This window comes from Phytomonospora sp. NPDC050363 (assembly GCF_040655735.1).
In the GTDB taxonomy this organism is placed as follows: domain Bacteria; phylum Actinomycetota; class Actinomycetes; order Mycobacteriales; family Micromonosporaceae; genus Phytomonospora.
This window is the reverse complement of sequence record NZ_JBFAKK010000004.1, coordinates 556370-578802: the sequence shown is the minus strand read 5'-3', so window position 1 is coordinate 578802 and position 22433 is coordinate 556370. Positions and strand designations below refer to the sequence as shown.

Sequence of the window (22433 nt, the reverse complement as noted above, 5' to 3'; positions counted from 1 at the left end):
CCTTCGGCCGCGGTCACCTCATCGAGGGGCCGTGGGGCGCCTCACCGCCCGCGCGACACATTCGGTCCGCATCCTGGTCTCCCGGCTGCGGGCCGTCCTCGAACCGGGCGGCCCGCGCTGGCGCGTCCTGACGACCGTCGCCGGGGGCTATGTCCTCGCCGACGTCACCGCCCAGCTGCCGGCGGCCACCGCCGACTTCGTCGGGCGCGGCGAACTCGTCGCCGGCCTGTCCGCGGCCCTGCTCGACGACTCCGCCCCGACCCTGCTCATCTCGGCCGTCTCCGGGATCGGCGGCGCCGGCGGGACCGCCCTCGCCATCCACATCGGACACCGTGACGAGGTCACCGACTCCGAACGCGCCACGGCCGTCGCGGCGATCGAGGCCGGGTACGCCGGCCATCCGCCGGTGGCCTCACTGCCGGACCTGCAGGCGGTCGACGTCGACGCGGTGGCCGGCGAGCCGCTGTCGCACCGGCCTCGGCATCGGGGCGCGTTGTCGCGGGCGCAAGGCGCAGCGTTCTCGACGTCTGCGGTGTCTATACAGATGACAGAGGCTTCACCGACGGGAGACGACGTGAGCAGGAGCCCGCATGAATCCGGCCCATGAGAGGGAGTTCCGCGACTTCGCCGCCGCCCAGTCGCCGGCGCTGCTGCGTGTCGCCTATCTGCTGACCGGCGACGTCCACCTCGCGCAGGACCTCATGCAGTCGGCGCTGGCCGCGTGCGTCAAGAAGTGGCACCGCATCGACGAGCCCTACGCCTACGTCCGCAAGGTCATGTACCGCTCGCAGTACAACGCCTGGCGAAGCCGAGCCCGCAAGCCGGAGTCCATTGTCGACACTGTCCCGGAGCGAACGGACCCCGATCACGCCGACCGGGTCGCCCGCCGCCGCGACCTCCAGACCGCGCTGGCGCGGTTGCCCTACCGGCAGCGGCTGATCGTGGTGCTGCGGTACTACGAGGACCGCTCGGAGGTCGAGGTCGCGCGGATGCTCTCGATCTCGGCGAGCGGTGTGCGCAGCCAGGCGTCTCGTGGAATCGCGGCTCTGCGGCGGATCCACGAGACGAGTGAGATCAAGGAGGCGCTGCGATGAACAGCGACGAGCCGATCGCCGAGGAACTGCGGGCCGTGCCGATGCCGCCCGAGCTGGTGCCGCCGCAGGGTTACATCGACGAGGCTCTGCGGAGACGGGCCCGCAGCCGGAGCTATCGGACGGTGGCCGCGGTTCTCGCGGTGATCGGCATGATGGCCGGGGCCACGGCCGTGATGGGCGGCTCGGGCGGTGGCGCCGATCCCGCGCAGTCACCGGAGTGGACGTCGAGCCCGTACACCGAGCCGAACCTGCCACGCCCGGGTGGCGGCCCGCTGGTGGTCGAGTCCTTCACGGCCGGCCCGGATCGCCATTACCTGCTCGACCGCGACACGGGCGTCTACCGGAGCGTGCCCTTCCGGGCGCAGGTCTCGCCCGACCAGGGCCACGTCGCCGTCACCGACGGCGTCGCCTACGGTTTCGCCGACCGGTCGGACTACTTGACCCATGGGGCCGACGCGGTGTCGTGGCCGGCCGGCCTACCCGGCTACTCGGCCTTCTTCGGAGGCCTCGGTGGGCTCATGACCTGGTCGCCCGACGGCACGAGGTTCCAGCTGCCTCCGGTGGTCGCCGAAGACCCACCGCGCATCGTCGAGTTCGTCGCCTACGACGTGACCACCGCTGCCTTCACGCGCACACCGGCGCCGGCGGATGTCGACGTGAGCCACGCGATCTGGGCGGCGGACTCCGAAGGCTATGCCGTCCTGGAGAAACGCCAGGGCGCGAGACCCGCGCTGCGGTCTCTGGCCGTCGACGGGTCTCTGGGCCCGCGGACGGAGATCGACGGCGACCATCCGGTCCTGGCCGGATTCTCTCCCGACGGGCGCTACCTGCTCTACTACTCGTCCCCAGATGAGGATGACCGGCGCGTGCGGGTCATGGAGGTCGAGGAGGGTGAGACGGTGCTCTCCATGAAGATCGACGACGCCGACGTCCGGCGCACGATCGTCGGCTGGGCCGACTCGACGACCGTCCTGTGCCAGGAATGGATGAACGAACCCGGTGTCTGGGAACGGATCGCGGTACCCGACGGGACCGTCGACCGCGGCGATGCCGCGTGGCCCAACGACCTGGAGATCGGAGGCATCGGCCCGTCCTCCGCGCTTCCCCCCGAGGCCGCCGACCTCGGCTTCTGACCCAGCGGGGCCGGGGGTCTTCGGTGCGCCGAAGACCCCCGGTGCCCGCGCCGGAGCCGATGGGGCGGCGCGGCCGGCTTCGTCGGGAGGAGCGGGCTCAGATGAAACGCCAGAGGTGGTCGTTCGCGCCGTTGTCGTCCCAGATCACGACCTGCGCACCGCGGGTGGTGGACGCGTCGGTGACACCGAGGACGCGGCCGCCGTTGGCGCACTGGATCCGGAAGTGGCCGTCGGTGCCGTGGCGGATCCGCCAGCGGTGATCGGCGGTGCCGTTGTCGTCCCATTGGACGACGCGGGCGCCGTTGGCCGGGGACGCGTTCTCCACGCCGAGGACCTTGCCGCTGTGACCGTTGCGGAACCGGAGATGGCCTCCGGTGTCCAGAACGGCGGTCCACAGGTGGTCGGCGGTGCCGCTGTCGTCCCACTGGACGACGCCGCCGCCGTTGACGGTGGACATGTCCCGCACGCCGAGGACCAGGCCGCTGGCCTTGTTCTGGATGCGTCTGGCCCCGTCGGGCACGAAGCGCCACAGGTTGTCCGGCGTGGCGTTGTCGGGATCCTGGACCGCCGGGGCGCCGACGGTGCTCGCGCCGTTGAGGACGGCCAGCAGCTTGCCCGTGTGCGCGTTGCGGATCTTGTGGCCGCCGTCGCCGGCGTCGAGGACGGTCCAGCGGTGGTCGGCGGTGCCGTTGTCGGCCCATTGCAGGACACGCGCGTTGTCCGCGGTGGACATGTTCTCCACACCGAGGACCTTGCCGCTGTTGGCATTGCGGAACCTGAGCGCGGAGCCGTCGGCGAGCAGCTCCCAGAGGTGGTCGACCGTGCCGTTGTCCGGCCACTGGATCGCCGGGGCGCCGTCGGCCGTCGACATGTTCTGCACACCCAGGACGAGTCCGCTGGCCGCGTTGACCAGCCGGAATCCGGAGCCGCCGGAGGGGCCGCCCGAGCCGCTGGTGTTCCAGTACACCGCGTAGTTGAAGCCGTGGGCGTCGTAGAACGGGGCGAGACCGACCGCCGAGCCGTTGGCGGTCGCGGTGAACGCCAGGGCCGTCGTGCTCGTGCGGGTGATCGATCCGACGTCGAGGGCCGGCGGCGCGCTCAGGGCCGAGTTGCCGTAGTTGCCCGACAGGACGACGGGTCCATAGGTGATCGCGGCGATGGCCGCGTTGTCGTTGGCCGCGCGCGCGATGACCCGCATGGGCAACCGGACGGTGACGGTGTCGCCGGAGGCCCAGGCCCGGGTGAGGGTCGCGTAGGTGCCGGGTGTGGCGGTGATGTTCTGGGCGGTTCCGTTGACGCTGATCGTGGCGCCCGAGGTCCAGGCGGGAATGCGGATCCGCATCGACCAGGATCCGCCGACCTCGCCGGTGACCTGAAGGGTCGTTGTGTCGCCGGCCGGATAGGCCGTCGTCTGCGTGACCGTGATCCCGCGTTGGCTCCAGTCCAGGACGGATGGAAGGTACAGGTTCACGGTCAGCGTGGTGCCGTTGTGGAAGTAGACGGAGTCCATGAGTTTGGTGTTGGTCTCGACGCCGGTGCCCTGGCAGCACCAGAACGACTGGTAGTCGGTGCTCCAGGTCCCGCCGCCCCAGGCGGGGCCCACACCGCGCCGACCGCCCGGGTTGAGCGAGGTGAAGTAAGTAATGTGCCCGTGGCCGTCGGAGGGGTTCTGCGCGCCGATGAGGTGGTTGAGCAGCGCCCGCTCGTAGTAGTCGAAGTACTCGGCCCGGTCGGGGTTGAGCAGCCACAGTTCACGGGTCAGGTTCACCATGTTGGCCGTGTTGCAGTGTTCGCAGGTGTCGGCCGACAGGTGACCGGCGATCGCGTCGGGTGCGCGGAAGTGCTCGGCCTGACTGTTGCCGCCGATGGCATAGGTGTGCGCTCCCACGCAGATGTTCCAGGCGTTCGCCGCGATGTCGCGATAGCGGCTGGTACCGGTGGCCTTGTACTCGCGCACGGCCCCGATCCATTTGGGCACTTGCGTGTTGGCGTGCAGCCCGCTGAGCCGATCCTGATCGGACGCCAGCGGATCGAAGACCGCCGCGTGGTCGAAGCGTTGCGCGGCGGCCATCCAGCGCGCGTCGCCCGTCTGCTGGTACAGGTCGGTCAGGACCGCGTTCATCCCGCCGAACTCGGTGCGCAGCACGGCCTGCATCTGGGCGGGGCTCAGCCGCCCGGTGCGGGTGTCGACCCAGCCGGCGAGCGCGAGGAGGACGTCGCGGGCCTGCGTGCTGCCGAGGTGGCGCCAGACGTCGAGGAGGCCGGTGAGGGTCTTGTGGACGCAGTAGTACGGCACGTTGCCGTTGGACAGTGTGCCTGCTTCGAGGGCGGCGAAGTCGGACTCGGGGAAGCCGGAGAGGTAGCCGGCGCCGAACCCGGCTGAGGCGTTGTTGGCCTGGCAGCGTGCGAGTTCGGCGACCATCCGGTTCGCCTTGTCCCGGCAGGTCGTGTCGCCGAGCGCGGCGTGGGCCTGGGCCCAGGCGGTGAGGAAGTGTCCCTGAACGTGGGTGCGGAACGGGAAGGTGGGGGCGTCCCAGCCGCCGTTGGCGGCGGCGCCGTTGGTCGAGAGCCGGTGGTTGGCCCGGAAGTTGTAGAGCAGTCGTTCGACGTCGACGAAGCGCAGGTACGACAGCGTGCGGTTCTGGTTGTCGAGCCAGCGGCTCGCGGTGAGTCGCACGTGGCCGAGCTCGAAGGGGTAGGCGGACACGCCGATGTCGGGGCGTGCGGGGGCGAGTGCCGCCGGACCGGCGGCGCTCTCGACGTCCGGGACGAACGCGGCGACGGCCGTGGCGCCGGCCACCTGGAGTAGCCGACGGCGGTTCAGGGGTGAGGACATGGGTGCTCCTGGGGGACTCGGGGGACGCGGCCGGCCCGAGCCGGTCGGCGACGTGGACGAACCCATCTGTGACAGGAGGCTTCGCGCGTCACGTTCGCGTAACGGAAACTCAGGCGTCATCGCCTTGTCACCTTGGTGAGAGGAGTCACCGCGAAAAGGCGTTATGCCGGCAGGGGCCGGTGCGCCGCACCCGCGATGCCGACTTCAGCCGCTCAAGGGGTCGCGGACGACGAAGGAGCTCTCGCGTCCGAAGGTCTCGCTGCCGTCGGAGCCGTCGAGATGGACGCCGCCGTCGCGGTATCGCAGGACCGACCCCGGATAGTTGTGCGCCCGCAGGGTCACCGACCCTTCGGTCGCGCCGGCGACGGGGCAGAAGGTCGCGTCCTCGCGGAACAGGTCGGTGCCCTCGTCGGCGTCGAGGCGCAGACGGAGTTCATAGTGGCGCAGGTAGCGGCCGTCGGAGGCGCGGAAAGTGACGCAGTCCGCGTCGGCGAGCCCTTCGACGATGGTCACGGTGGCGCGCTGACGGTTCTGCTCGTCACCGGGAAGCGCGAGCGCGGCCAAGTCCCCGTTGTAGGTGAGGTACTCGCCGTCCGCCGCCACCGATTCCAGTGACCAGGAACCGTGTGGAACGAGCGGGCCGTTCGGCGGGGTCGACTCAGAGGGCGACGGTCGCGACGGGGAGGCGGGGGTGTCGTCGGGGGTGGCCGGCACCGGTTCGGCCTTCCCCGCCATCGGAGCGGTGACGGCGACCGGTGGTCGAGGTGCCGGTTCGGGGGTGGCGACGTACATGACCGTCCCGGCGATCGCGACCGCCGTACCTGTGGCGATGCCGGCCGCCGGGTGCGACAGCACGGCTTGGAGCAGCTTTCCGAGCACGGAGACCTGCGCGGCGGCCGTCGAGCCCACCGCGGCCGAGGTGAGTTCGACGGCGGCGATCCCGGCGGCTATTCCGGCGGCGAGTCCAGCCGGGACGGTCAGCGGCGCCAAGGCGAACAGCAGCCGTTCGAGGGGGATCTGCTCACCGGTCGCCGCCCGGCATTCGGCGCAGTCGCGGACGTGCCGGGTGATGCGCTTGCGCCACAGCGGGTTCCGGTCTCCGTTCCAGTCGCCGATCGTCGCCGCCAGCCGTCGGCATCTCGGCGCGGCGGCCAGTGCCGCCACGATCGAGCGTCCCTGGTCGAGTTGTTCGCGCATACGCTGCATCCGCACGGCGGTGTGAGCGACGGTCAGCCCGAGCACGGTCGCCACCTCGCGCCGGCTCATCTCGCCGGCGGTCTCCTGCCACCACAGCGATGCCGTGACCCGGTGCTCGGCGTCGAGCCACCGGCTCGCTTCGGCGACCTGGCGGCGCTGATCGGACAGCTGGAGCCGGAGGACGGCGGCTTCTTCGAAGCCGGCGACCGCGTGCCGGGCCCTCGGTTCCTCGCCGGTGTCGGCGACCGTTCCACCGCCGGATCGGTGTCTGCGCAGGTGACTGCTGATCTGGTGTACCGCGATGGCGACGAGCCATGACCGGAAGCTGTTCGGGTCGCGAACCGTCGGCAGGTCGCGAACGGCGCGCAGGAAGGTCTCCTGGACGACGTCGTCGACATCGGGATGGCCCCGCAGCGCATGGCCGACGATGTTGTAGACGAGCGGCAGGTAGGCCGCGACCAGCTCGTCCCTCGCCCGGCGATCACCCGCCCGGGCGGCGATGACGAGCCCGACGTGGCTCGCGTCCATGGTGCGCATTCCCGACCACCTTGAGGAGTAGCCCGCCGGGCATGGTGGGCGGACCGGCGCGAGCGGTGCCCTCCGGCGAGCGACGACCGAGCCCACGGTTTCACGCAGACCGCGGGGAGCGCTCCCACGGTCGAACTCGGGTGGAAACTTATCGTGACGGGCGGAACCGGTCAATACCGTGTGTCGCCCGGACGACCGTGATCGGATTCGTGGCCAACGCGCCGATGGAGGCCCGGGGCTCGGGGAGCCGTATTTCGCAAGATCAACCATGTTTGCGTTAACACCATTCGGTGACGCTTCCGAAAGTTTCGGTCTCGGAGAGGTCGTTCTCGGAGATGACGGCCGGCTGTGCGGCGCGGCTACTCCGTGGCGCGCGGAGCAGCCGTGCTGCTGCGCACGACCAGTTCGGTGGCGAGCTCGACGCGTCGCTGGGGCGGCTGCTCGCCCTGGGACAGGGTGACGAGCATCGTCGCGGCGGCCACCGCCATCTCTTTGAGGGGCCGGCGGACGCTGGTCAGCGGGGGGATGTTCCACTCGGCCATCGGCAGGTCGTCGAAGCCGACGACGCTGAGATCCTCGGGGATGCGCAGTCCGGCTTCGGCGGAGGCCTGGTAGACGCCGAGGGCCTGGCCGTCGTCGCCGGCGAAGACGGCCGTCGGCGGGTCGGGCAGGCGCAACAGCTCTCGGGTGAGGTGCCGGCCGTCGGCGATCCGGTGGCCGCCGACGCATACCAGCGCAGGGTCGACCGGAACACCGGCCATGTCCATCGCCGTGCGGTATCCGTCCAGGCGGGCCCTGCTGGACAGCATGTGCGCCGGGCCGGTCATCACCGCGATCCGGTGGTGTCCGAGGCCGAGCAGGTGACGGGTGGCGGCCAGGCCGCCGCTCCAGTTCCCGGCGCCCACCGAGGGGATCTCGTCGTCGAGGTCACCGGTGGGATCGAGGAGTACGAGGGGCATGCCGCGGCTGCGAAACTGGTCGCTCTGTTCGACGGTGAGCCCGGAGTGCACCGCGATGACGCCGAGCGGGCGGCGGGTCAAGACGTCTTCGAACCAGCCTCGACCGGGGGTGTGTCGACCCTGCAGCTCGGAGATGACCACGCCCAGGTTGTGGTCGCGGGCCACGTGTTCGACACCGCCGAGGATCTCGACGCCGTACAGCCCTCGAAGCTCGTGGAAGACGACCTCCAGCAGTGGCGCCGAGTCGCCGGCGCGCCTCTTGCGCCGGTAGCCGTGCCTGCGGATGAGGCTCTCGATGAGGGCGCGCGTGTCGGGAGCGACGTCGAGGCGCCCGTTGACCACTTTGGACACCGTCGCGATGGAGACCCCCGCGTGTTCGGCGAGCTGCGCGATGGTCAGCGGGGCGCCGTCGAGCGGGGCCTCTTCGCCTGTGGGAGCCATCGCGAGAGTCTAGCGCCGTCGGCGTCGCGCCCGCGTTCCCGCGGCCGAGGTCTTGACCGGCATTCGGCCGATCCCTATAGTTGCGGAATCGTAACTTTCGGAAAACATCCCGAAAGTTAATCACCAAGGTGATGCCGACTCCCGGCATTCGATGTCTCCAGTCCAACGGCGGGGGCGCGCTCGAAGCGCCCTGGTTTCCGAGCAGGAAGGTACGGCCGTGTCCCCACCTGACCGCAGGGGTCTCCTCGCCGAGGCCACCGTCGCCGCGGGAGTCACCGGATCGCGCACACCGACACGGGATCCGCTCAGCGTCGTATCGGACCACCGACCGCGCTTAAGGTGCGCCGGCGCCGGCTCCGCGTGGCTTCGAGCGCTGCTCATCGGCAGCGGCCGGTTCACCGCCGTGGTCTTCGGCGGCATCGACGTAGGACGTCCGACACTCAACGAGGACACGGCCTGGGGTGACGGTCCCTTCGGCCCTCTCACCGCCCCGGCGTTTCGGTGTGCTCCGGCCTGCGAGGCAGGTGCGGTCGGTGCCCTCGTTGCCGTCGCCTCCGCCGGTCGGACGGGTCCCCGGGCGCTGAGCCGGGGCCGCGTGGAGGCGAACCAGACCCGCCAGGCCTTCTACCTCATCGCCTCGGGCCCACCGGTGACTCCACGGGTCACCTGCACCGCCGACTGAGAGAAAGCTGACTTCCCATGTCATGGCTCGACCAGAACACCAGCCGTCGCACGGTCCTCGGCATCGGTGCCGGCATGCTCGCCGCGACCACCGCCGGCGCGCCGTCCACCGCCGGACCCGTCGTCACCGCGAACTATGCGAACCCGGTCATCTGGCAGGACTTCGCCGACATCGACGTCATCCGCGTCGGTGACGTCTTCTACGCCTCGGCGTCCACGATGCACTACTCCCCCGGCGCGCCGATCCTGCGCTCGTGGGACCTGGTGAACTGGGAGTTCGCCGGGCATTCGGTACCCCGACTCGACTTCGGCGCCAAGTACGATCTGAACGGCGCCCGCGGATACGTCCGCGGCATCTGGGCCTCGTCATTGGGCCACCGCCGCGCGGACAGCACGTTCTACTGGCTGGGCCAGATCGACTTCGCCCGCACCTACGTCTACACCTCCCGCACCGTCGAAGGCTCCTGGACCCGGCACGCCGAGATACCGCGCGCCTACTACGACGCCGGGCTGCTCTTCGACGACGACGACACGCCTTACGTCGCCTACGGCAACACCGCCATCCACGTCGCCCGGCTCAGCGCGGACGCGCGCACCGAGGTCCGCACCCAGCAGGTGTTCCAGACGCCCTCCAGCATCGGGACACTGGAGGGCGCCCGCTTCTACAAGATCAGCGGCCGGTACTACATCTTCCTCACGCGTCCGGCCAACGGCCAGTACATCCTCAAGTCGACGGCCGGTCCATTCGGGCCGTACGAGCTGCGGCAGGTCCTGCTCAACATGCCCGGCCCCATCTCCGGCGGCGGCGTGCCCCACCAGGGCGGCCTGGTCAGCACCCCCGGCGGGCAGTGGTATTACCTGGCCTTCGTCGACGCCTACCCCGGCGGACGCGTCCCGGCCCTGGCACCGATCACCTGGACCGGCGACGGCTGGCCACAGGTCCAGACCGTGGGCGGAGCCTGGGGCGCGTCCTATCCACTGCCGAACCTCGCCCCCCACCCGGTCACGCCGCTCACCGGCACCGACACCTTCCAGGGCACCGCCCTGCGACCGAGCTGGGAGTGGAACCACAACCCCGACACCGCCCGCTACACCGTCGGCAATGGACTGACCCTCCAGACCGCCACGGTCACCAACGACCTGTACTGGGCCCGCAACACCCTCACCCACCGCATACCCGGCCCGAACTCCACCGCGACCGTCGAACTCGACCTCACCGGCATGGCCGACGGCGACCGGGCCGGATTGGCCATGCTCCGCGACTCCTCGGCGTGGATCGGCGTCAAGCGCGACGGGTCCGCCACCAGGGTGGTGACCGTCGCCGGGATCGAGATGGACGCCGGCTGGAACACGACGAACACCGGCTACGAGACGGCCGGAACCGCCTTCACCGGCACCCGGATCTGGCTGCGCGCCAGTGCCGACATCCGCCCCGGAAGCGGTCGGCAGGCACGCTTCTCCTACAGCCTCGACGGCACGAACTTCACCGGCCTCGGCCCCGCCTTCACCTTGAAGAACGCCTGGCAGTTCTTCATGGGCTACCGCTACGCCGTCTTCAACCACGCCACCAAGGCTCTCGGCGGACGCGTGACCGTCCGGCGGTTCGTGCTGGCGGGTCCGGGCGAGGACCCCGATGGTGACCCGCCGGGTCCCGGCCCCGTGGCGACCGCGGCGATCGCGGTCACCAACGACTGGGGCCAAGGCTGGCAGGCAACCGTGACCGTCACGGCAGGTGACACCGCACTCGACGGATGGACCCTGCGCTGGTCCTGGCCCGGCGGACAGACCGTCACCTCGGCCTGGAACACCGAGTGGTCGCAGTCCGGATCGACGGTGACCGCCGCCGACCTCGGCTGGAACGGCCGCGTGGAGGCCGACCAGAGCCGCGAGGTCTTCGGTTTCACCGCCACCGGACCGGCCTCGACACCGACCATCGCGATCGACACCGGATGAGCCCGAGCCCGACCGCGACCAATCCCCCGACAACCCCGTTCAGCCACGATCAAGGAGTCACCATGTCCACCGGTTCACCCCCACGACGGCGACGCCGCCTCCAAACGGCGCTCGCCGCCGTTCTCACCATTGGCCTCACCGCGACCGGCGTCACGGCCTTGAGCGGGCCCGCTCACGCCGCCGAGACCCTCGGTGCGGCCGCCGCCCAGAGCGGCCGATACTTCGGTGTCGCCGTCGCTCCGAACTACTTCGGAGAGTCCGGCTACGCGTCCACGATGGACCGCGAGTTCAACAGCCTCGTCGCGGAGAACGCGATGAAGTGGGACGCCACCGAACCCAACCGCGGCCAGTTCTCCTTCGGCGCCGGCGACCAGATCGTCTCCCGCGCGCAGAGCCGCGGCATGACCGTCCGCGGCCACACTCTCGTGTGGCACGCCCAGTACCCCGGCTGGGTCGGCGGCCTGTCCGGCAACGACCTGCGCCAAGCCATGACGGGGCACATCAACGGCGTCGCCGGCCACTACCGGGGCAAGATCCACTCCTGGGACGTGGTCAACGAGGCCTTCGAATGGGACGGCAGCCGACGGCAGTCGATCTTCCAGCAGCGCCTCGGCGGCGGATACATCGAGGAGGCGTTCCGTGCCGCCAGGGCGGCCGACCCGAACGCGAAACTCTGCTACAACGACTACGGCACCGACGGCGTCAACGCCAAGAGCACCGCGATCTACAACATGGTCGTCGACTTCCGCAACCGCGGCGTGCCCATCGACTGCGTGGGCTTCCAGAGCCACCTCGACCAGAACTCCGACCTCGGCAGTTACCAGTCGAACCTCCAGCGCTTCTCGAACCTGGGCGTCGACGTGCAGATCACCGAGCTCGACATCGGCGGCTCCGGGTCGGGACAGGCCACCGCCTATCAGCGCGTCACCCAGGCCTGCCTCGCCGTCGCCCGCTGCACCGGCATCACCGTCTGGGGCGTCACCGACAAGTACTCGTGGCGCGCCTCGGCAACGCCGCTGCTGTTCGACGGCAACTACCAGAAGAAGGCGGCCTACCACTCCGTGCTCGCCGCTCTCAACGGCGCCGGTCCCGGCCCGGGCCCCGGCGCGGACCCGGTTCGCGGCGCCGGTTCGGGCAAGTGCCTCGACGTCCCGAACTCGTCGACCACGGCCGGTACGAGGGTGCAGATCTGGGACTGCTCCGGAGGAGGCAACCAGCAGTGGACCTACACCAGCGCGGGCGAGTTGTCGGTGTACGCCGATAGCTCGCGACGCTGCCTGGACGCATCCGGCGGAGGAGCCGCCAACGGCACCCCGGTGATCATCTGGAACTGCACCGGTGCGGCCAACCAGAAATGGAACCTCAACTCGAACGGCACCGTCACTGCCCAGGCGTCCGGTCTCTGCCTCGACGTTGTCGGCGCATCGGCCGCCAACGGCGCGCAACTGCAGCTGTACGGCTGCTGGGGCGGAACCAACCAGCAATGGGCGCGTAGCTGAGTAGCTGAGCCGCGTTGCCGACCCCGTTCACCCTCAACGGCGCGGTGCGCGCCGTCGCCCGACCGCCGGCAGGGGTACGGCCGACCGCAGAGGCCGTACCCCTGCCCACGTCGACACAGGAGCAGCGATGAACGAACCGACAAGGCGATTTCGCCTGCTGTCCACAGTGGTGTCCATCGCGCTGGCCGCGGTGTTCGCCGCCACCGTGATCACCCAGCCCGCGGCTCCGGCCGCTGCACACGACAACGGGGTGGCCCGCACTCCGCCGATGGGCTGGAACACCTGGAACACCTTCGGCTGCAACATCAACGAGACCCTGATCCGGCAGACCGCCGACGCGATCGTGAGCACCGGAATGCGCGACCGCGGTTACCAGTACGTGGTGGTCGACGACTGCTGGTTCAACCCCAACCGCGACTCGGCGGGCAACCTGCAAGGCGACCCGAACCGCTTCCCGTCGGGAATGAAAGCACTCGGCGACTACCTGCACGGCAAAGGCCTGAAGTTCGGCATCTATCAGGTGCCCGCCGACCGTACGTGCGCGCAGTACTTCGGCGCCTACCCCGGCGCCACGGGGAGCAGGGGTCACGAGGTCCAGGACGCCCGCCAGTTCGCCGCCTGGGGAGTCGACTACCTCAAGTACGACTGGTGCTCGCCCGAAGGAAGCATCGACGAGCAGGTCGCCACGTTCGCCCGCATGCGAGACGCGCTGGCCGCGACCGGTCGCCCGATCGTCTACAGCATCAACCCCAACAGCATCCACGCCAAGACCGGTCCGCTGCGCGACTGGGGCGACGTCGCCAACCTCTGGCGCACCACCGAGGACATCACCAACGCGTGGGACACCGGCCAGAGCAACGGCTACCCGATGGGCATCAAGAACATCGTCGACGTCAACGTTCCCCTCGCCGGCTACGCCGCGCCGGGCGGCTTCAACGACCCCGACATGATGGAGGTCGGGCGCAGCGGCCTCACCGACACCGAACAGCGCAGCCACTTCGCGCTGTGGGCCGTCATGGCCGCGCCGCTGATCGCGGGCAACGACATCCGCGGCAGCAACGCCGCCACCCTCGCCATCCTGAACAACGCCGAGCTCGTCGCGGTCAACCAGGATCCCCTCGGCTTGCAGGCGATACAGGTGACCAGCGACGGCACCCGCCGGGTGCTCGCCAAACGGCTCGGCAACGGCGACGTCGCGGTCGCACTGTTCAACCAGGGAAGCTCCAGCACCACCGTCTCCACGACCGCCGCCGCCATCGGGAAGACCGGTTCGTCGTTCACTCTCCGCGACCTGTGGACCGGTGCGACCTCGACGACCACCGGCGGCATCTCCGCCACCGTCCCCGCACACGGCACCGCCGTCTTCCGCGTCAGTGGAGGCGGAACCACCGAACCGCCGCCCTCCTTCCGTCTGCGCGGCGACGCCTCCGGTCGTTGCCTCGACGTCGACCACGCGTCGTCGGCCAACGGCACCGCCATGCTGATCTGGGACTGCCACACCGGGACGAACCAGCGGTTCACCCTGAACGGCCAGGCGCTGCAGGTCCTCGGCAAATGCTTGGAGGCGCCCGGCGACGCCGGCACCCGAGCTCGGATCTGGGACTGCACCGGCGCCGCCGACCAGCGTTGGACCTTCAACGCCGACGGCAGCATCAGCAACGCCCGAGCCGGCCTGTGCCTCGACGTCGACGCCGCGGCGACGGCGAACGGCACAGCCGTGATCGTCTGGACCTGCCACGGCGGGGCGAACCAGCGCTGGAGCCGGGTGGCCGCCACGGGCTCCGAAACAGGCGAGAGCGGCGGCCATGCGACCGTTTCACACCATCTCGATGGAGGAATCCGATGATCTCCTTAACCCGGCGACTCTTTCGCACCCCGCGGCTCGCTGCCGTCACCGCTGCGGTGGCCCTCGCGTGCACGACCCTCATCGTCTCCGCGCCACCGGCGTCGGCCGCGGTGGTCGACCCGACCGCCTGGTACGTGCTGATCAACCGCATGAGCGGCAAGGCCGTCGACGTGGCCGGTCCGAGCACCGCCGACGGAGCCCAGATCCAGCAGTGGGCCCGCCACGACGGGCTCAACCAGCAGTTCCAGTTCGTCGACTCCGGCGGTGGCGACTACCGGCTGAAGTCCCGCCATTCGGGCAAGGTCGTGGACGTCTACAACTCCTCGACCGCCGACGGTGGACGCGTGGTGCAGTGGTCGGACACCAACGCCGCGAACCAGAGGTTCCGTCTGGTCGACACCGACAACGGCTACGTGAAGCTGGTCAACCGCAACAGCGGCAAGGTGCTGGACGTCAACGGCGCCTCCAGCGCCGACGGGGCCCAGATCGTCCAGTGGTCCGACCACAACGGCGGCAACCAGCAATGGCAGCTCGTCCGTGTCGGCACCGGGCCGGGCGACGGCACGCTGCCGTCCAGCTTCCGGTGGAACTCCAGCGGTTCCCTGGTGGGACCGAAGAACGACGGCCGCGGCATCGCCGGTATCAAGGACCCGACCGTCGTCCATCACAACGGCCGCTACCACGTCTTCGCCAGCACGGCCAAGGCCGCGGGCTACAACCTCGTCTACTTCAACTTCACCGACTGGTCGCAGGCGAACAACGCCACCTTCCACTACCTCGACCAAACGCCCGTCGGAGCCGGGTACCGAGCGGCCCCCGAGGTGTTCTACTTCGCGCCGCAAGGGTTGTGGTACCTCGTGTACCAAACCGGCAACGCGTCCTACTCCACCAATCCGGATATCAGCAACCCCGGCGGCTGGACCGCGCCGAGGAACTTCTACTCGTCGATGCCGCAGATCATTCGCGACAACATCGGCAACGGCTACTGGGTCGACATGTGGGTCGTCTGCGACTCGGTGAACTGCTACCTGTTCTCCTCGGACGACAACGGCCACCTCTACCGGTCGCAGACCTCGGTCGGCCAATTCCCCAACGGCATGACCAACACCGTCATAGCCATGTCCGATCCGAACCCGTACGCGTTGTTCGAAGCGGCGAACGTCTACAAGGTCCAAGGTCAAAACCAGTACCTGCTGATAGTCGAGGCCATCGGCGCGCAAGGCCGCTACTTCCGTTCCTGGACGTCAAGTGTGCTCAACGGGTCGTGGACGCCGCTGGCCGCCAGCGAGAGCAACCCGTTCGCGGGCGCGGCCAACGTCTCGTTCCCCGGCGGCACCTGGAGCCGCGACATCAGCCACGGCGAGGTCGTCCGCACGGTCGTCGACCAGACCCTCACCATCAACCCATGCCAGATCCGGTACCTCTACCAGGGCAAGGATCCCGCCGCCGGCGGTGACTACAACAGCCTGCCCTGGCGTCTCGGCCTGCTGACGCAGTCCAACTCCACCTGCTGACCCGCCGCTCACCGGGGCCGAGCTCAGAACTCGGCCCCGGCTCCGGCCGCACTCGCCCGGGTCGCAGCACTCGCATGGACAAAAGGAGATCCGCAATGACAGCCACCTCGGGTCGCATCCGGCCCGGTACTCCTCGACGCTCGGCCGGCCGCCTTCTGGCGGTGGCACTGGCACTGACCGCGATCGTCGCCGTCGGCACCGTCGTCACGACGGCCGCACCACCGGCTTCGGCCGCCGGTCCCTCCGTCGAGGCGCCGACGGCCGGCTGCGGCAAGAACCCCACGCTGGCGAACGGAACCAACACCATCTCCAGCAACGGGACCAACCGCAGTTTCGTCCTGCGCTTCCCGAACAACTACGACAACACGACCCCGTATCGCCTGATCTTCGCCTTCCACTGGCGGGGCGGCACCATGTACGACGTGGCCTCCGGCGGCAGCAGCGGAGCTGCGTGGGCCTACTACGGCATGCAGGAACAGTCGAACGGCGCGGCGATCCTCGTGTCACCCCAGGGCTTCGGCAACGGGTGGGCGAACACCAACGGCGAGGACATCGCCTTCGTCGACGCCATGATCGGCCGCATCCAGGCGGACCTGTGCGTTGACAGCTCGCAGCTGTTCGCCATGGGATTCAGCTACGGCGGGGGCATGAGCTACTCCATCGCGTGCAGCCGGGCGAACGTGTTCCGGGCCGTCGTCGTGTTCTCCGGCGCCCAGCTCAGCGGATGTGCCGGCGGCACGCAGCCCATCGGGTACTTCGGGATCCACGGCCTTTCCGACAACGTGCTCGGCATCGGGCTCGGCCGCAGCCTGAGGGACACGTTCGTCAGGACCAACGGGTGTACTGCTCAGAACCCCGCGGAGCCCTCGCCTGGCGGCCGGAACCACATCACGACCGTCTACTCGGGCTGCCGGACCGGCTACCCCGTCCAGTGGGCCGCCTTCGACGGCGGTCACATGCCCGGCCCGGTGGACGGTTGCGGCTGTGAGGACGGAGTCCGGACGTGGACCAAGGGCGAAGCCTGGCGGTTCGTTTCGCAGTTCGGCTCGCCGACGGAGCCGCCTCCGACGAAGCAGAACGTGATGATCGCCGGTGGGCAGTCCGGTCGATGCCTCGACGTACCGGGATCCAGCACCGCCAACGGCACCCAACTCCAGCTGTGGGACTGCCACGGCGGAACGAACCAGCGCTGGACCTACACGGCGAGCAAGCAGCTGACGGTGTACGGGAACAAGTGCCTCGACGCCAGTGGTCAAGGCACCGCGAACGGTACCGCGGTGATCATCTGGGACTGCAACGGGCAGTCCAATCAGCAGTGGAACCTCAACGCCAACGGCACGATGACCGGTGTCCAGTCCGGACTGTGCGTCGCCGCGGCGGGCACGGCCAACGGCACCAAGGTTCAGTTGTGGAGCTGCACCGGCAGCACCGATCAGCAGTGGAGTACGCGCAGCTGACGACCATCGGGAGCCGGGCGTCTCCACTGCCCGCCCTCCGCACGGCGGTGACCTGTTCCCCTCGCTGACCGCCGCGCAGTGGGCCTCAAGAATGGGGACGTCCGGTCCCCCGGCAGTCCTGCGAATGCGAGTTTGCAGTGCACCGTTGTGAACAATGCGGCGAGGATTCACGCCGGACTCACATTTCCATCCCTCCTGGACCTCTCTGGCTACGATGAGCACGACGGCCTAGGAATGTGGGAGTCACCGGTGCCCGAGCAACTTTCCCTATTAACGCGATCATTCAATCTCGTCAATGACCTGAGCAATCGCCCCCGACCAGGCGAGTCCCGACGGCTGCCCGTCCTGTCGCTGCACACCGAATCCGGCGGTGGGGGCGACGAGATCTTCGAATACCTGCTCGCGGCGTCCAAAGGTTTCCCGAAAGCCTCGCTGACCACCGCCGAATACGAGAACCGCTCCGTTCGCGAGGTCATCTTCGAGGTCTACGACAACCTCACCTGGTACCAACCCGGCTACCACGCACTGCCTCTGCCGCGATTCGGCCTCGTCGTACTCGGGATCATCAGCCAGCACGACAAGTCCTCCCCCGGCCTGACCAGGGAGCAGTTGGAGACCGACATCCGCGCGGCACTGGCCGCGCCCGGCGACCTCCCCGGTTCGCTCACCCGGCTGGGCCTGAGCCTGCTCGCCCAGGTCAGCAACGTTCCCGGCATCACCGACGCGGCCGTCGACGTCACCACCGTCGTCGCGAGCCGGAGCATGACCTACGCACGATGGGTGCGCGCGATGAAGAGCGCCGTCGGCCTGACCGACCACAAGGGACGCACCGCGGAGACCCACCGGCAGGTCCTGCGCGTGCTCGCCTGGCTGGTCCAGGAGTTCCTGGACACCGGCGGCCTCACGAAACCTGCCGACGAGAGCCTCCATCAACGCGCCGACAATGTGGACCGCGCCCTGTGCCGGGCTCTCATGGCCGACCTGCGCGACGCCTTCACCCGCGGCCCGCGACGCCTGCGCCTCCTTCGTCCCGGCCGCGTGCTCATCCACGACATCCAGCCGGGTACCGCCCCCGAACTCTTCTGCCGCCATCTCACCGAGATCCGCGCCGAACGGCATGCCCAGGACTCCTTCGACCCGCTCCTGGTCATCGCCGTCAACACGCGGGAACCGGCGACCGGCCCCGTCACGCTCGGCACCGCCTCCTACGACGACTGGGCCCGGCGCTCGGCCGGACAACTGCACCGTGAAGACGCCTGGCACTACGAGGTCGCCGTCGGCGGCCTCGACGACCTCGACGTGATCCGGTTGCTCACCGCGGCCGGTCTGCCCAGGAACGCCGACACCGCCGACCGGATCCTGCGGCGGACCGGCGGCAAGGTGAGCGCGGTCGGCGAGCTCATCGACCGCATGCGCGCAGAGGGCCCGGGTGTCCTCGACGATCCGATCGGCGAAGGGGCCCCATCGTGAAGAAGTCGCAGTCCGCACCCGAGTCGGACGTCCCGGTCACCCCGCCGACGTCGGCGCAGAACGAGCGGCGGCGGCGGTTTCGGCGCGCTGTGGCCGGAGTGTGTGCGGTGCTCCTGCTGGCCGCCGGATACGGCGTCTACTGGTGGGTCGAGACGGACATCGTCAGCTGCACCGGCGCATTCGGGGACGAGGCGCTCAAGGAGACCGGGGAGCGCGACGAATGCGTCGGCGTCACCGACGGGGAGTTCGTCTTCGCGCCCGAATTCGCCGAGGCCTCGGCGAAGATCCTCGCGGAGAACCGGCGGGTCGAGGAGTCCGGTCTGTCGTCGGTGAGCATCGCCTACTTCATCCCGATGACCCTCGGGGAGGGTGACACGCAGGACCACGATGCCATCAACGACGAGCTCCGGGGCGCCTACCTCGCGCAGTACAACTGGAATCGCGAGACCGGCACCGACAATCCCGTCGAACCGCAGTTGCGGCTCCTGCTGGCCAATCCGGGCGCCGAGACCGCCGAGTGGCGGTTCGTCGTCGACGAACTGACGCGAAGGGCGCAGGGCGGGGATCGGCTGCGGGCCGTGGTGGGATTCGGTCCGAGCTTCGACGGCACATTCGAGGCCATCGGCGCCCTCGACGCCGCCGGTATCCCCACCGTCGCCGCGGCGATGACGGCCGACCCCGCCGTGGACCCCGACGTCGGACCGCTGCGCTACTTCGCGCGGGTCGGCCCGACCAACGCGCAGGAGGTCGCCGCCCTGGCCAACGTGCTCGGCACGGGGGCGAAACGGCCGACGATGATCGTCGACGTGCGGGCCGGCGACACCTACACCGAGACCCTGGCCCAGGAGTTCATCGCGCGTTTCCCCGACCTGGCGGAGATGTACGAGGAGTACGACAGCAGTCTTGACGGACTGCTGCAGACCATGGACGACATCCGCAACAACATCTGCAGCCGCCCGCCCGACGTCGTGCTGTTCGCCGGCCGCGGACGCGTCGGCCTGTCGGAGTTCCTGACCAGCCTGGCCTCCCGCAACGCCGAGTGCCGCGCCAACCCGATCCGCGTCATCACCGGCGACGACGCCACCGAGACGATCCTCACCGACAGCGGACACGCCGCGCTGACCAATGGGAACGTGACGGTCGAGTACACCGCGCTCGCGCACCCCTCCCAGTGGAACTTCGCCGCCGGCAAGGACCCGAGCGTGCAGGAGTTCAGCCGCTTCCTCGACTCCTACGGAACTCACTTCGCCGGCGGTCCCGACAACGACGGACACGCGATGATCGGCTATGACTCGGCGCGCATCGCCATCATCGCCGTCCGCCTCAGCGGTGAGACCGCACCGAGCCTCGAACACGTCGAACAGGCCTGGGGCCGCTTCGGTGAATGCACCGTCGTCGACGGCGTCACCGGCACGATCGCACTCGACAAGGGCGGTAACCCGCAGCGCAAGTACATGCCGCTGGTGACGTTGCAGCCCGATGGGCAGAGCGTGTTCGTGAAGCCGACCTGGCCCACGGAGGACGGCTCGCGGCCGAGGTACTGCGATCGATGAGACGGTCGTGCTCCGGCTTCGCGGGAAGGACCGGATGCTTCTCTGTTCGTTGTGGCTGCCGTTGCCCTAAGCTGCGGCCATGGCGATGATCGACTCTCCGGCCCCCGGTGAAGCTTTCGAACTGCTGCTCGCCGGCAACCGGCGCTTCGTGGCGGGCGACTCGGAGCATCCCAATCAGGACGCCGCGCGCCGCGCCGAGATCGCGCCGGGTCAGCGCCCCTTCGCGGTCCTCTTCGGGTGCTCTGACTCACGGCTGGCCGCGGAGATCATCTTCGACCGTGGCCTGGGCGACCTGTTCGTGGTGCGAACGGCCGGTCACGTCGTGGGCGCGGAAGTGCTGGGCAGCATCGAGTACGGGGTGCAGATACTGGACTGCCCGCTCGTGGTGGTCCTCGGCCATGACTCCTGCGGGGCGATAGCGGCGGCGTCGGCCGCGCTGGAAGGCGGGGCCACGCCGACCGGGTACGTCCGGGACATCGTCGAGCGCGTCACCCCCAGCGTGCTGGCCGCGCGGGCCGCAGGCCACGTGAAGCCCGACGACATCATCGCCGAACATGTCGGGCACACCGCCGACCTTCTCCTCGACCGTTCCCGGACGCTGTCCGAACGCGTCGCCGACGGGCGAACCGCTGTCGTCGGCCTCAGCTACCGGCTCGCCGACGGCAGCGCCCGCGTGGTCATGGCACGCGGGCTGGACCTCGGCCTCGACTCCTGACCGCGGGAGGCCGGCCGTCTAGTCTCGACCGCCATGGAGTCGACGCGCCGACGGTGGAGGAATTCGATCGCAGGATCGATCCATACCGGCCGGAGCTGCCGGCCCCCTGCTAGCGGATGCTCGGCTCGGTCCACGATGCCGAGGATCCGGTCCAGGGGACCTTCCTGCGAGCGTGGCGCGCGCAGGACCGCTACGACGAGGGCCGCGGCTCCCCGCGGACCTGGCTGTACCGCATCGCGACCAACGCCTGCCTCACCGCGCTGGAGAGCCGCGGTAGCCGTCCGCCGCCCTCCGGCCTGGTCTCCGAGAGTGACCCGCGCCGGGAGTTCGTCCACGGTGGTGAGGTCACCTGGCTTCAGCCGCTCCCCGACTCTCGGCTGGGCCTGGGTGAACCCGAAGCGGCCGCGATCGACCGCAGCGGCCTCCGGCTCGCCTTCGTCGCCGCCGCGCAGCACCTCTCTCCGCCCGGCAGCGCGCGGTGTTGATCCTGCGTGAGGGCTCCATTTCTCCGCGGCCGAAGCGGCCGACATCCTGGACACCACCACGGCCTCGGTCAACAGTTCCCTGCAACGGGCCAGAGCCGGCCCCAGGGAGGCGGGGATCGTGCGGGAGCGGCTCGCCGAACCATCCGAGAGCGAGCAGCGCGCCTGGGTGGACAGGTACATGGAGGCCTTCGCGTCCGCTGACGTCGAAGGACTGAAACGACTGCTCACCGATGACGTCCGCATGGAGATGCCCCCGATGGTCAGCTGGTTCGCCGGGCACGAGAACTACGGCGTGTTCATGGGCTGGGTGTTCGCCGAGAACGGCGACCAGTGGCGGTTCCTGCCGGTCGGCGCCAACGCGCAGCCGGCGTTCGCCGCCTTCAACCGCGCCGCGAGTGGCGCCTTCGAGCTGCACACGCTCCAGGTCCTCACGGTCACGGAGAACGGCATCAGCCGCAGCTCGGTGTTCCGGACGCCGAGGTGTTCGCCTCCTTCGAGCTCCCCGCCACGCTGAGAGCCCGACACCGCGTTCTCTTGCCGCCGCCGCGATGAGTTTCGGCCCCGCCGCCGGTATGTACCACCGAGTTCGCCGGACCACCCGAGCGACCCGGCCACAAGGGAGAATTCGGGTGCCACACAGTCGCGCGCAGGACGAGGCCGCCATCAACGCCGTTCTCGCCGACTCCTACAAGGCCTGGGAGTTCGGCGACGCCGACGGCATGGTCGCCGACTACACCGCGGACGCGACCGCCATCATGCCCGGCTCGCTCCGCGACAGCCGCACGGTGATCGCGGAGAACACGGCGATGGCCTTCGTCGGGCCGCTCAAGGGCACCTCGACCCACAACGAGCGGCTAAGCCTCCGCTTCGTCGGGGAGGACGCCGCGATCGTCGTCAGCGAATCCGGCATCCTGTTCCCCGGCGAGACCGACGTCGCCGACACCGGCAAGGTGAACGCGACCTGGGTCTTCGAGAAGCGGGACGGCCGGTGGCTGATCGCCGCCTGTCACAACAGCCCGGAACCGGCGCCCGGGCGGTAAGTCCCGAGGTGGAGCCTCTGGCAGAAGCGGGC

Annotated in this window: 17 protein-coding genes; 14 read left to right on the top strand and 3 right to left on the bottom strand. The window is 69.6% G+C overall.

What is annotated here, in order from left to right; all coding sequences use genetic code 11:
* The first annotated feature begins 31 nt into the window (after positions 1–31).
* Genes AB0I28_RS14075 through AB0I28_RS14065 form a run of 3 tightly spaced genes read left to right on the top strand, consistent with a single transcriptional unit; the run spans position 32 to position 2227 of the window.
* On the top strand, positions 32–607 hold the full coding sequence (locus AB0I28_RS14075; RefSeq protein WP_357493134.1) for a hypothetical protein: 576 nt from the start codon (positions 32–34) through the stop codon (positions 605–607).
* On the top strand, positions 591–1094 hold the full coding sequence (locus tag AB0I28_RS14070) for a SigE family RNA polymerase sigma factor (RefSeq protein ID WP_357493132.1): 504 nt from the start codon (positions 591–593) through the stop codon (positions 1092–1094). The genes AB0I28_RS14075 and AB0I28_RS14070 overlap by 17 nt, the downstream gene beginning before the upstream one ends.
* Entirely contained in the window at positions 1091–2227 is a 1137-nt protein-coding gene (locus AB0I28_RS14065; RefSeq protein WP_357493130.1) for a hypothetical protein, read from the top strand. The genes AB0I28_RS14070 and AB0I28_RS14065 overlap by 4 nt, the downstream gene beginning before the upstream one ends.
* 97 nt (positions 2228–2324) lie before the next feature.
* Here the strand turns inward: AB0I28_RS14065 and AB0I28_RS14060 are convergent, their stop codons facing one another.
* The 3 genes from AB0I28_RS14060 to AB0I28_RS14050 all read right to left on the bottom strand — a co-directional run bounded on the left by AB0I28_RS14060 (position 2325) and on the right by AB0I28_RS14050 (position 8188).
* Positions 2325–5063 (bottom strand): beta-L-arabinofuranosidase domain-containing protein, encoded by a 2739-nt coding sequence (locus AB0I28_RS14060; RefSeq protein WP_357493128.1) that lies wholly within the window; start codon positions 5061–5063, stop codon positions 2325–2327.
* Between the two features lie 204 nt (positions 5064–5267).
* On the bottom strand, positions 5268–6797 hold the full coding sequence (locus tag AB0I28_RS14055; RefSeq protein WP_357493126.1) for a sigma-70 family RNA polymerase sigma factor: 1530 nt from the start codon (positions 6795–6797) through the stop codon (positions 5268–5270).
* A 350-nt stretch (positions 6798–7147) separates the two neighbouring features.
* Entirely contained in the window at positions 7148–8188 is a 1041-nt protein-coding gene (locus tag AB0I28_RS14050) for a LacI family DNA-binding transcriptional regulator (protein ID WP_357493124.1), read from the bottom strand.
* 699 nt (positions 8189–8887) lie between these two features.
* On the opposite strand from AB0I28_RS14050, the gene AB0I28_RS14045 reads away from it, so the two are divergent.
* From AB0I28_RS14045 to AB0I28_RS13995, 11 genes are all read left to right on the top strand, one after another.
* On the top strand, positions 8888–10822 hold the full coding sequence (locus AB0I28_RS14045; RefSeq protein ID WP_357493122.1) for a family 43 glycosylhydrolase: 1935 nt from the start codon (positions 8888–8890) through the stop codon (positions 10820–10822).
* 62 nt (positions 10823–10884) lie between these two features.
* The gene (locus tag AB0I28_RS14040) at positions 10885–12321 is read left to right on the top strand and encodes an endo-1,4-beta-xylanase (RefSeq protein ID WP_357493120.1); all 1437 of its coding nucleotides are present in this window, start codon (positions 10885–10887) and stop codon (positions 12319–12321) included.
* A gap of 127 nt (positions 12322–12448) precedes the next feature.
* On the top strand, positions 12449–14167 hold the full coding sequence (locus tag AB0I28_RS14035; protein WP_357493118.1) for a ricin-type beta-trefoil lectin domain protein: 1719 nt from the start codon (positions 12449–12451) through the stop codon (positions 14165–14167).
* Entirely contained in the window at positions 14164–15681 is a 1518-nt protein-coding gene (locus AB0I28_RS14030; protein ID WP_357493116.1) for a non-reducing end alpha-L-arabinofuranosidase family hydrolase, read from the top strand. The genes AB0I28_RS14035 and AB0I28_RS14030 overlap by 4 nt, the downstream gene beginning before the upstream one ends.
* Before the next feature lie 95 nt (positions 15682–15776).
* The gene (locus AB0I28_RS14025; RefSeq protein ID WP_357493115.1) at positions 15777–17138 is read left to right on the top strand and encodes a ricin-type beta-trefoil lectin domain protein; all 1362 of its coding nucleotides are present in this window, start codon (positions 15777–15779) and stop codon (positions 17136–17138) included.
* 249 nt (positions 17139–17387) lie between these two features.
* Complete coding sequence (locus tag AB0I28_RS14020) at positions 17388–18608, top strand: hypothetical protein (protein WP_357493113.1); 1221 nt, start codon at positions 17388–17390, stop codon at positions 18606–18608.
* Positions 18605–20161 (top strand): hypothetical protein, encoded by a 1557-nt coding sequence (locus tag AB0I28_RS14015; protein ID WP_357493111.1) that lies wholly within the window; start codon positions 18605–18607, stop codon positions 20159–20161. The genes AB0I28_RS14020 and AB0I28_RS14015 overlap by 4 nt, the downstream gene beginning before the upstream one ends.
* A 79-nt stretch (positions 20162–20240) precedes the next feature.
* Positions 20241–20876: a carbonic anhydrase gene (locus AB0I28_RS14010; protein ID WP_357493109.1), complete on the top strand. Its 636-nt coding sequence runs from the start codon at positions 20241–20243 to the stop codon at positions 20874–20876.
* A gap of 116 nt (positions 20877–20992) precedes the next feature.
* Positions 20993–21361 carry a sigma factor gene (locus tag AB0I28_RS14005; protein WP_357493107.1) on the top strand — a complete coding sequence of 123 codons (369 nt, stop codon included), beginning with the start codon at positions 20993–20995 and terminating at the stop codon, positions 21359–21361.
* A 118-nt stretch (positions 21362–21479) separates the two neighbouring features.
* Positions 21480–21875, top strand: coding sequence for a nuclear transport factor 2 family protein (locus tag AB0I28_RS14000; protein ID WP_357493105.1), 396 nt, complete (start codon positions 21480–21482; stop codon positions 21873–21875).
* Between the two features lie 115 nt (positions 21876–21990).
* Positions 21991–22401, top strand: a complete 411-nt coding sequence (locus tag AB0I28_RS13995; protein ID WP_357493103.1) for an SgcJ/EcaC family oxidoreductase — start codon at positions 21991–21993, stop codon at positions 22399–22401.
* Positions 22402–22433: the final 32 nt, after the last annotated feature.

Coding starts and splice junctions, on each gene's coding strand:
- AB0I28_RS14070 (WP_357493132.1), top strand. CDS start 591: ATGAATCCGGCCCATGAGAGGGAGTTCCGCGACTTCGCCGCCGCCCAG.
- AB0I28_RS14065 (WP_357493130.1), top strand. CDS start 1,091: ATGAACAGCGACGAGCCGATCGCCGAGGAACTGCGGGCCGTGCCGATG.
- AB0I28_RS14060 (WP_357493128.1), bottom strand. CDS start 5,063: ATGTCCTCACCCCTGAACCGCCGTCGGCTACTCCAGGTGGCCGGCGCC.
- AB0I28_RS14055 (WP_357493126.1), bottom strand. CDS start 6,797: ATGCGCACCATGGACGCGAGCCACGTCGGGCTCGTCATCGCCGCCCGG.
- AB0I28_RS14050 (WP_357493124.1), bottom strand. CDS start 8,188: ATGGCTCCCACAGGCGAAGAGGCCCCGCTCGACGGCGCCCCGCTGACC.
- AB0I28_RS14045 (WP_357493122.1), top strand. CDS start 8,888: ATGTCATGGCTCGACCAGAACACCAGCCGTCGCACGGTCCTCGGCATC.
- AB0I28_RS14040 (WP_357493120.1), top strand. CDS start 10,885: ATGTCCACCGGTTCACCCCCACGACGGCGACGCCGCCTCCAAACGGCG.
- AB0I28_RS14035 (WP_357493118.1), top strand. CDS start 12,449: ATGAACGAACCGACAAGGCGATTTCGCCTGCTGTCCACAGTGGTGTCC.
- AB0I28_RS14030 (WP_357493116.1), top strand. CDS start 14,164: ATGATCTCCTTAACCCGGCGACTCTTTCGCACCCCGCGGCTCGCTGCC.
- AB0I28_RS14025 (WP_357493115.1), top strand. CDS start 15,777: ATGACAGCCACCTCGGGTCGCATCCGGCCCGGTACTCCTCGACGCTCG.
- AB0I28_RS14010 (WP_357493109.1), top strand. CDS start 20,241: ATGGCGATGATCGACTCTCCGGCCCCCGGTGAAGCTTTCGAACTGCTG.
- AB0I28_RS14005 (WP_357493107.1), top strand. CDS start 20,993: ATGCTCGGCTCGGTCCACGATGCCGAGGATCCGGTCCAGGGGACCTTC.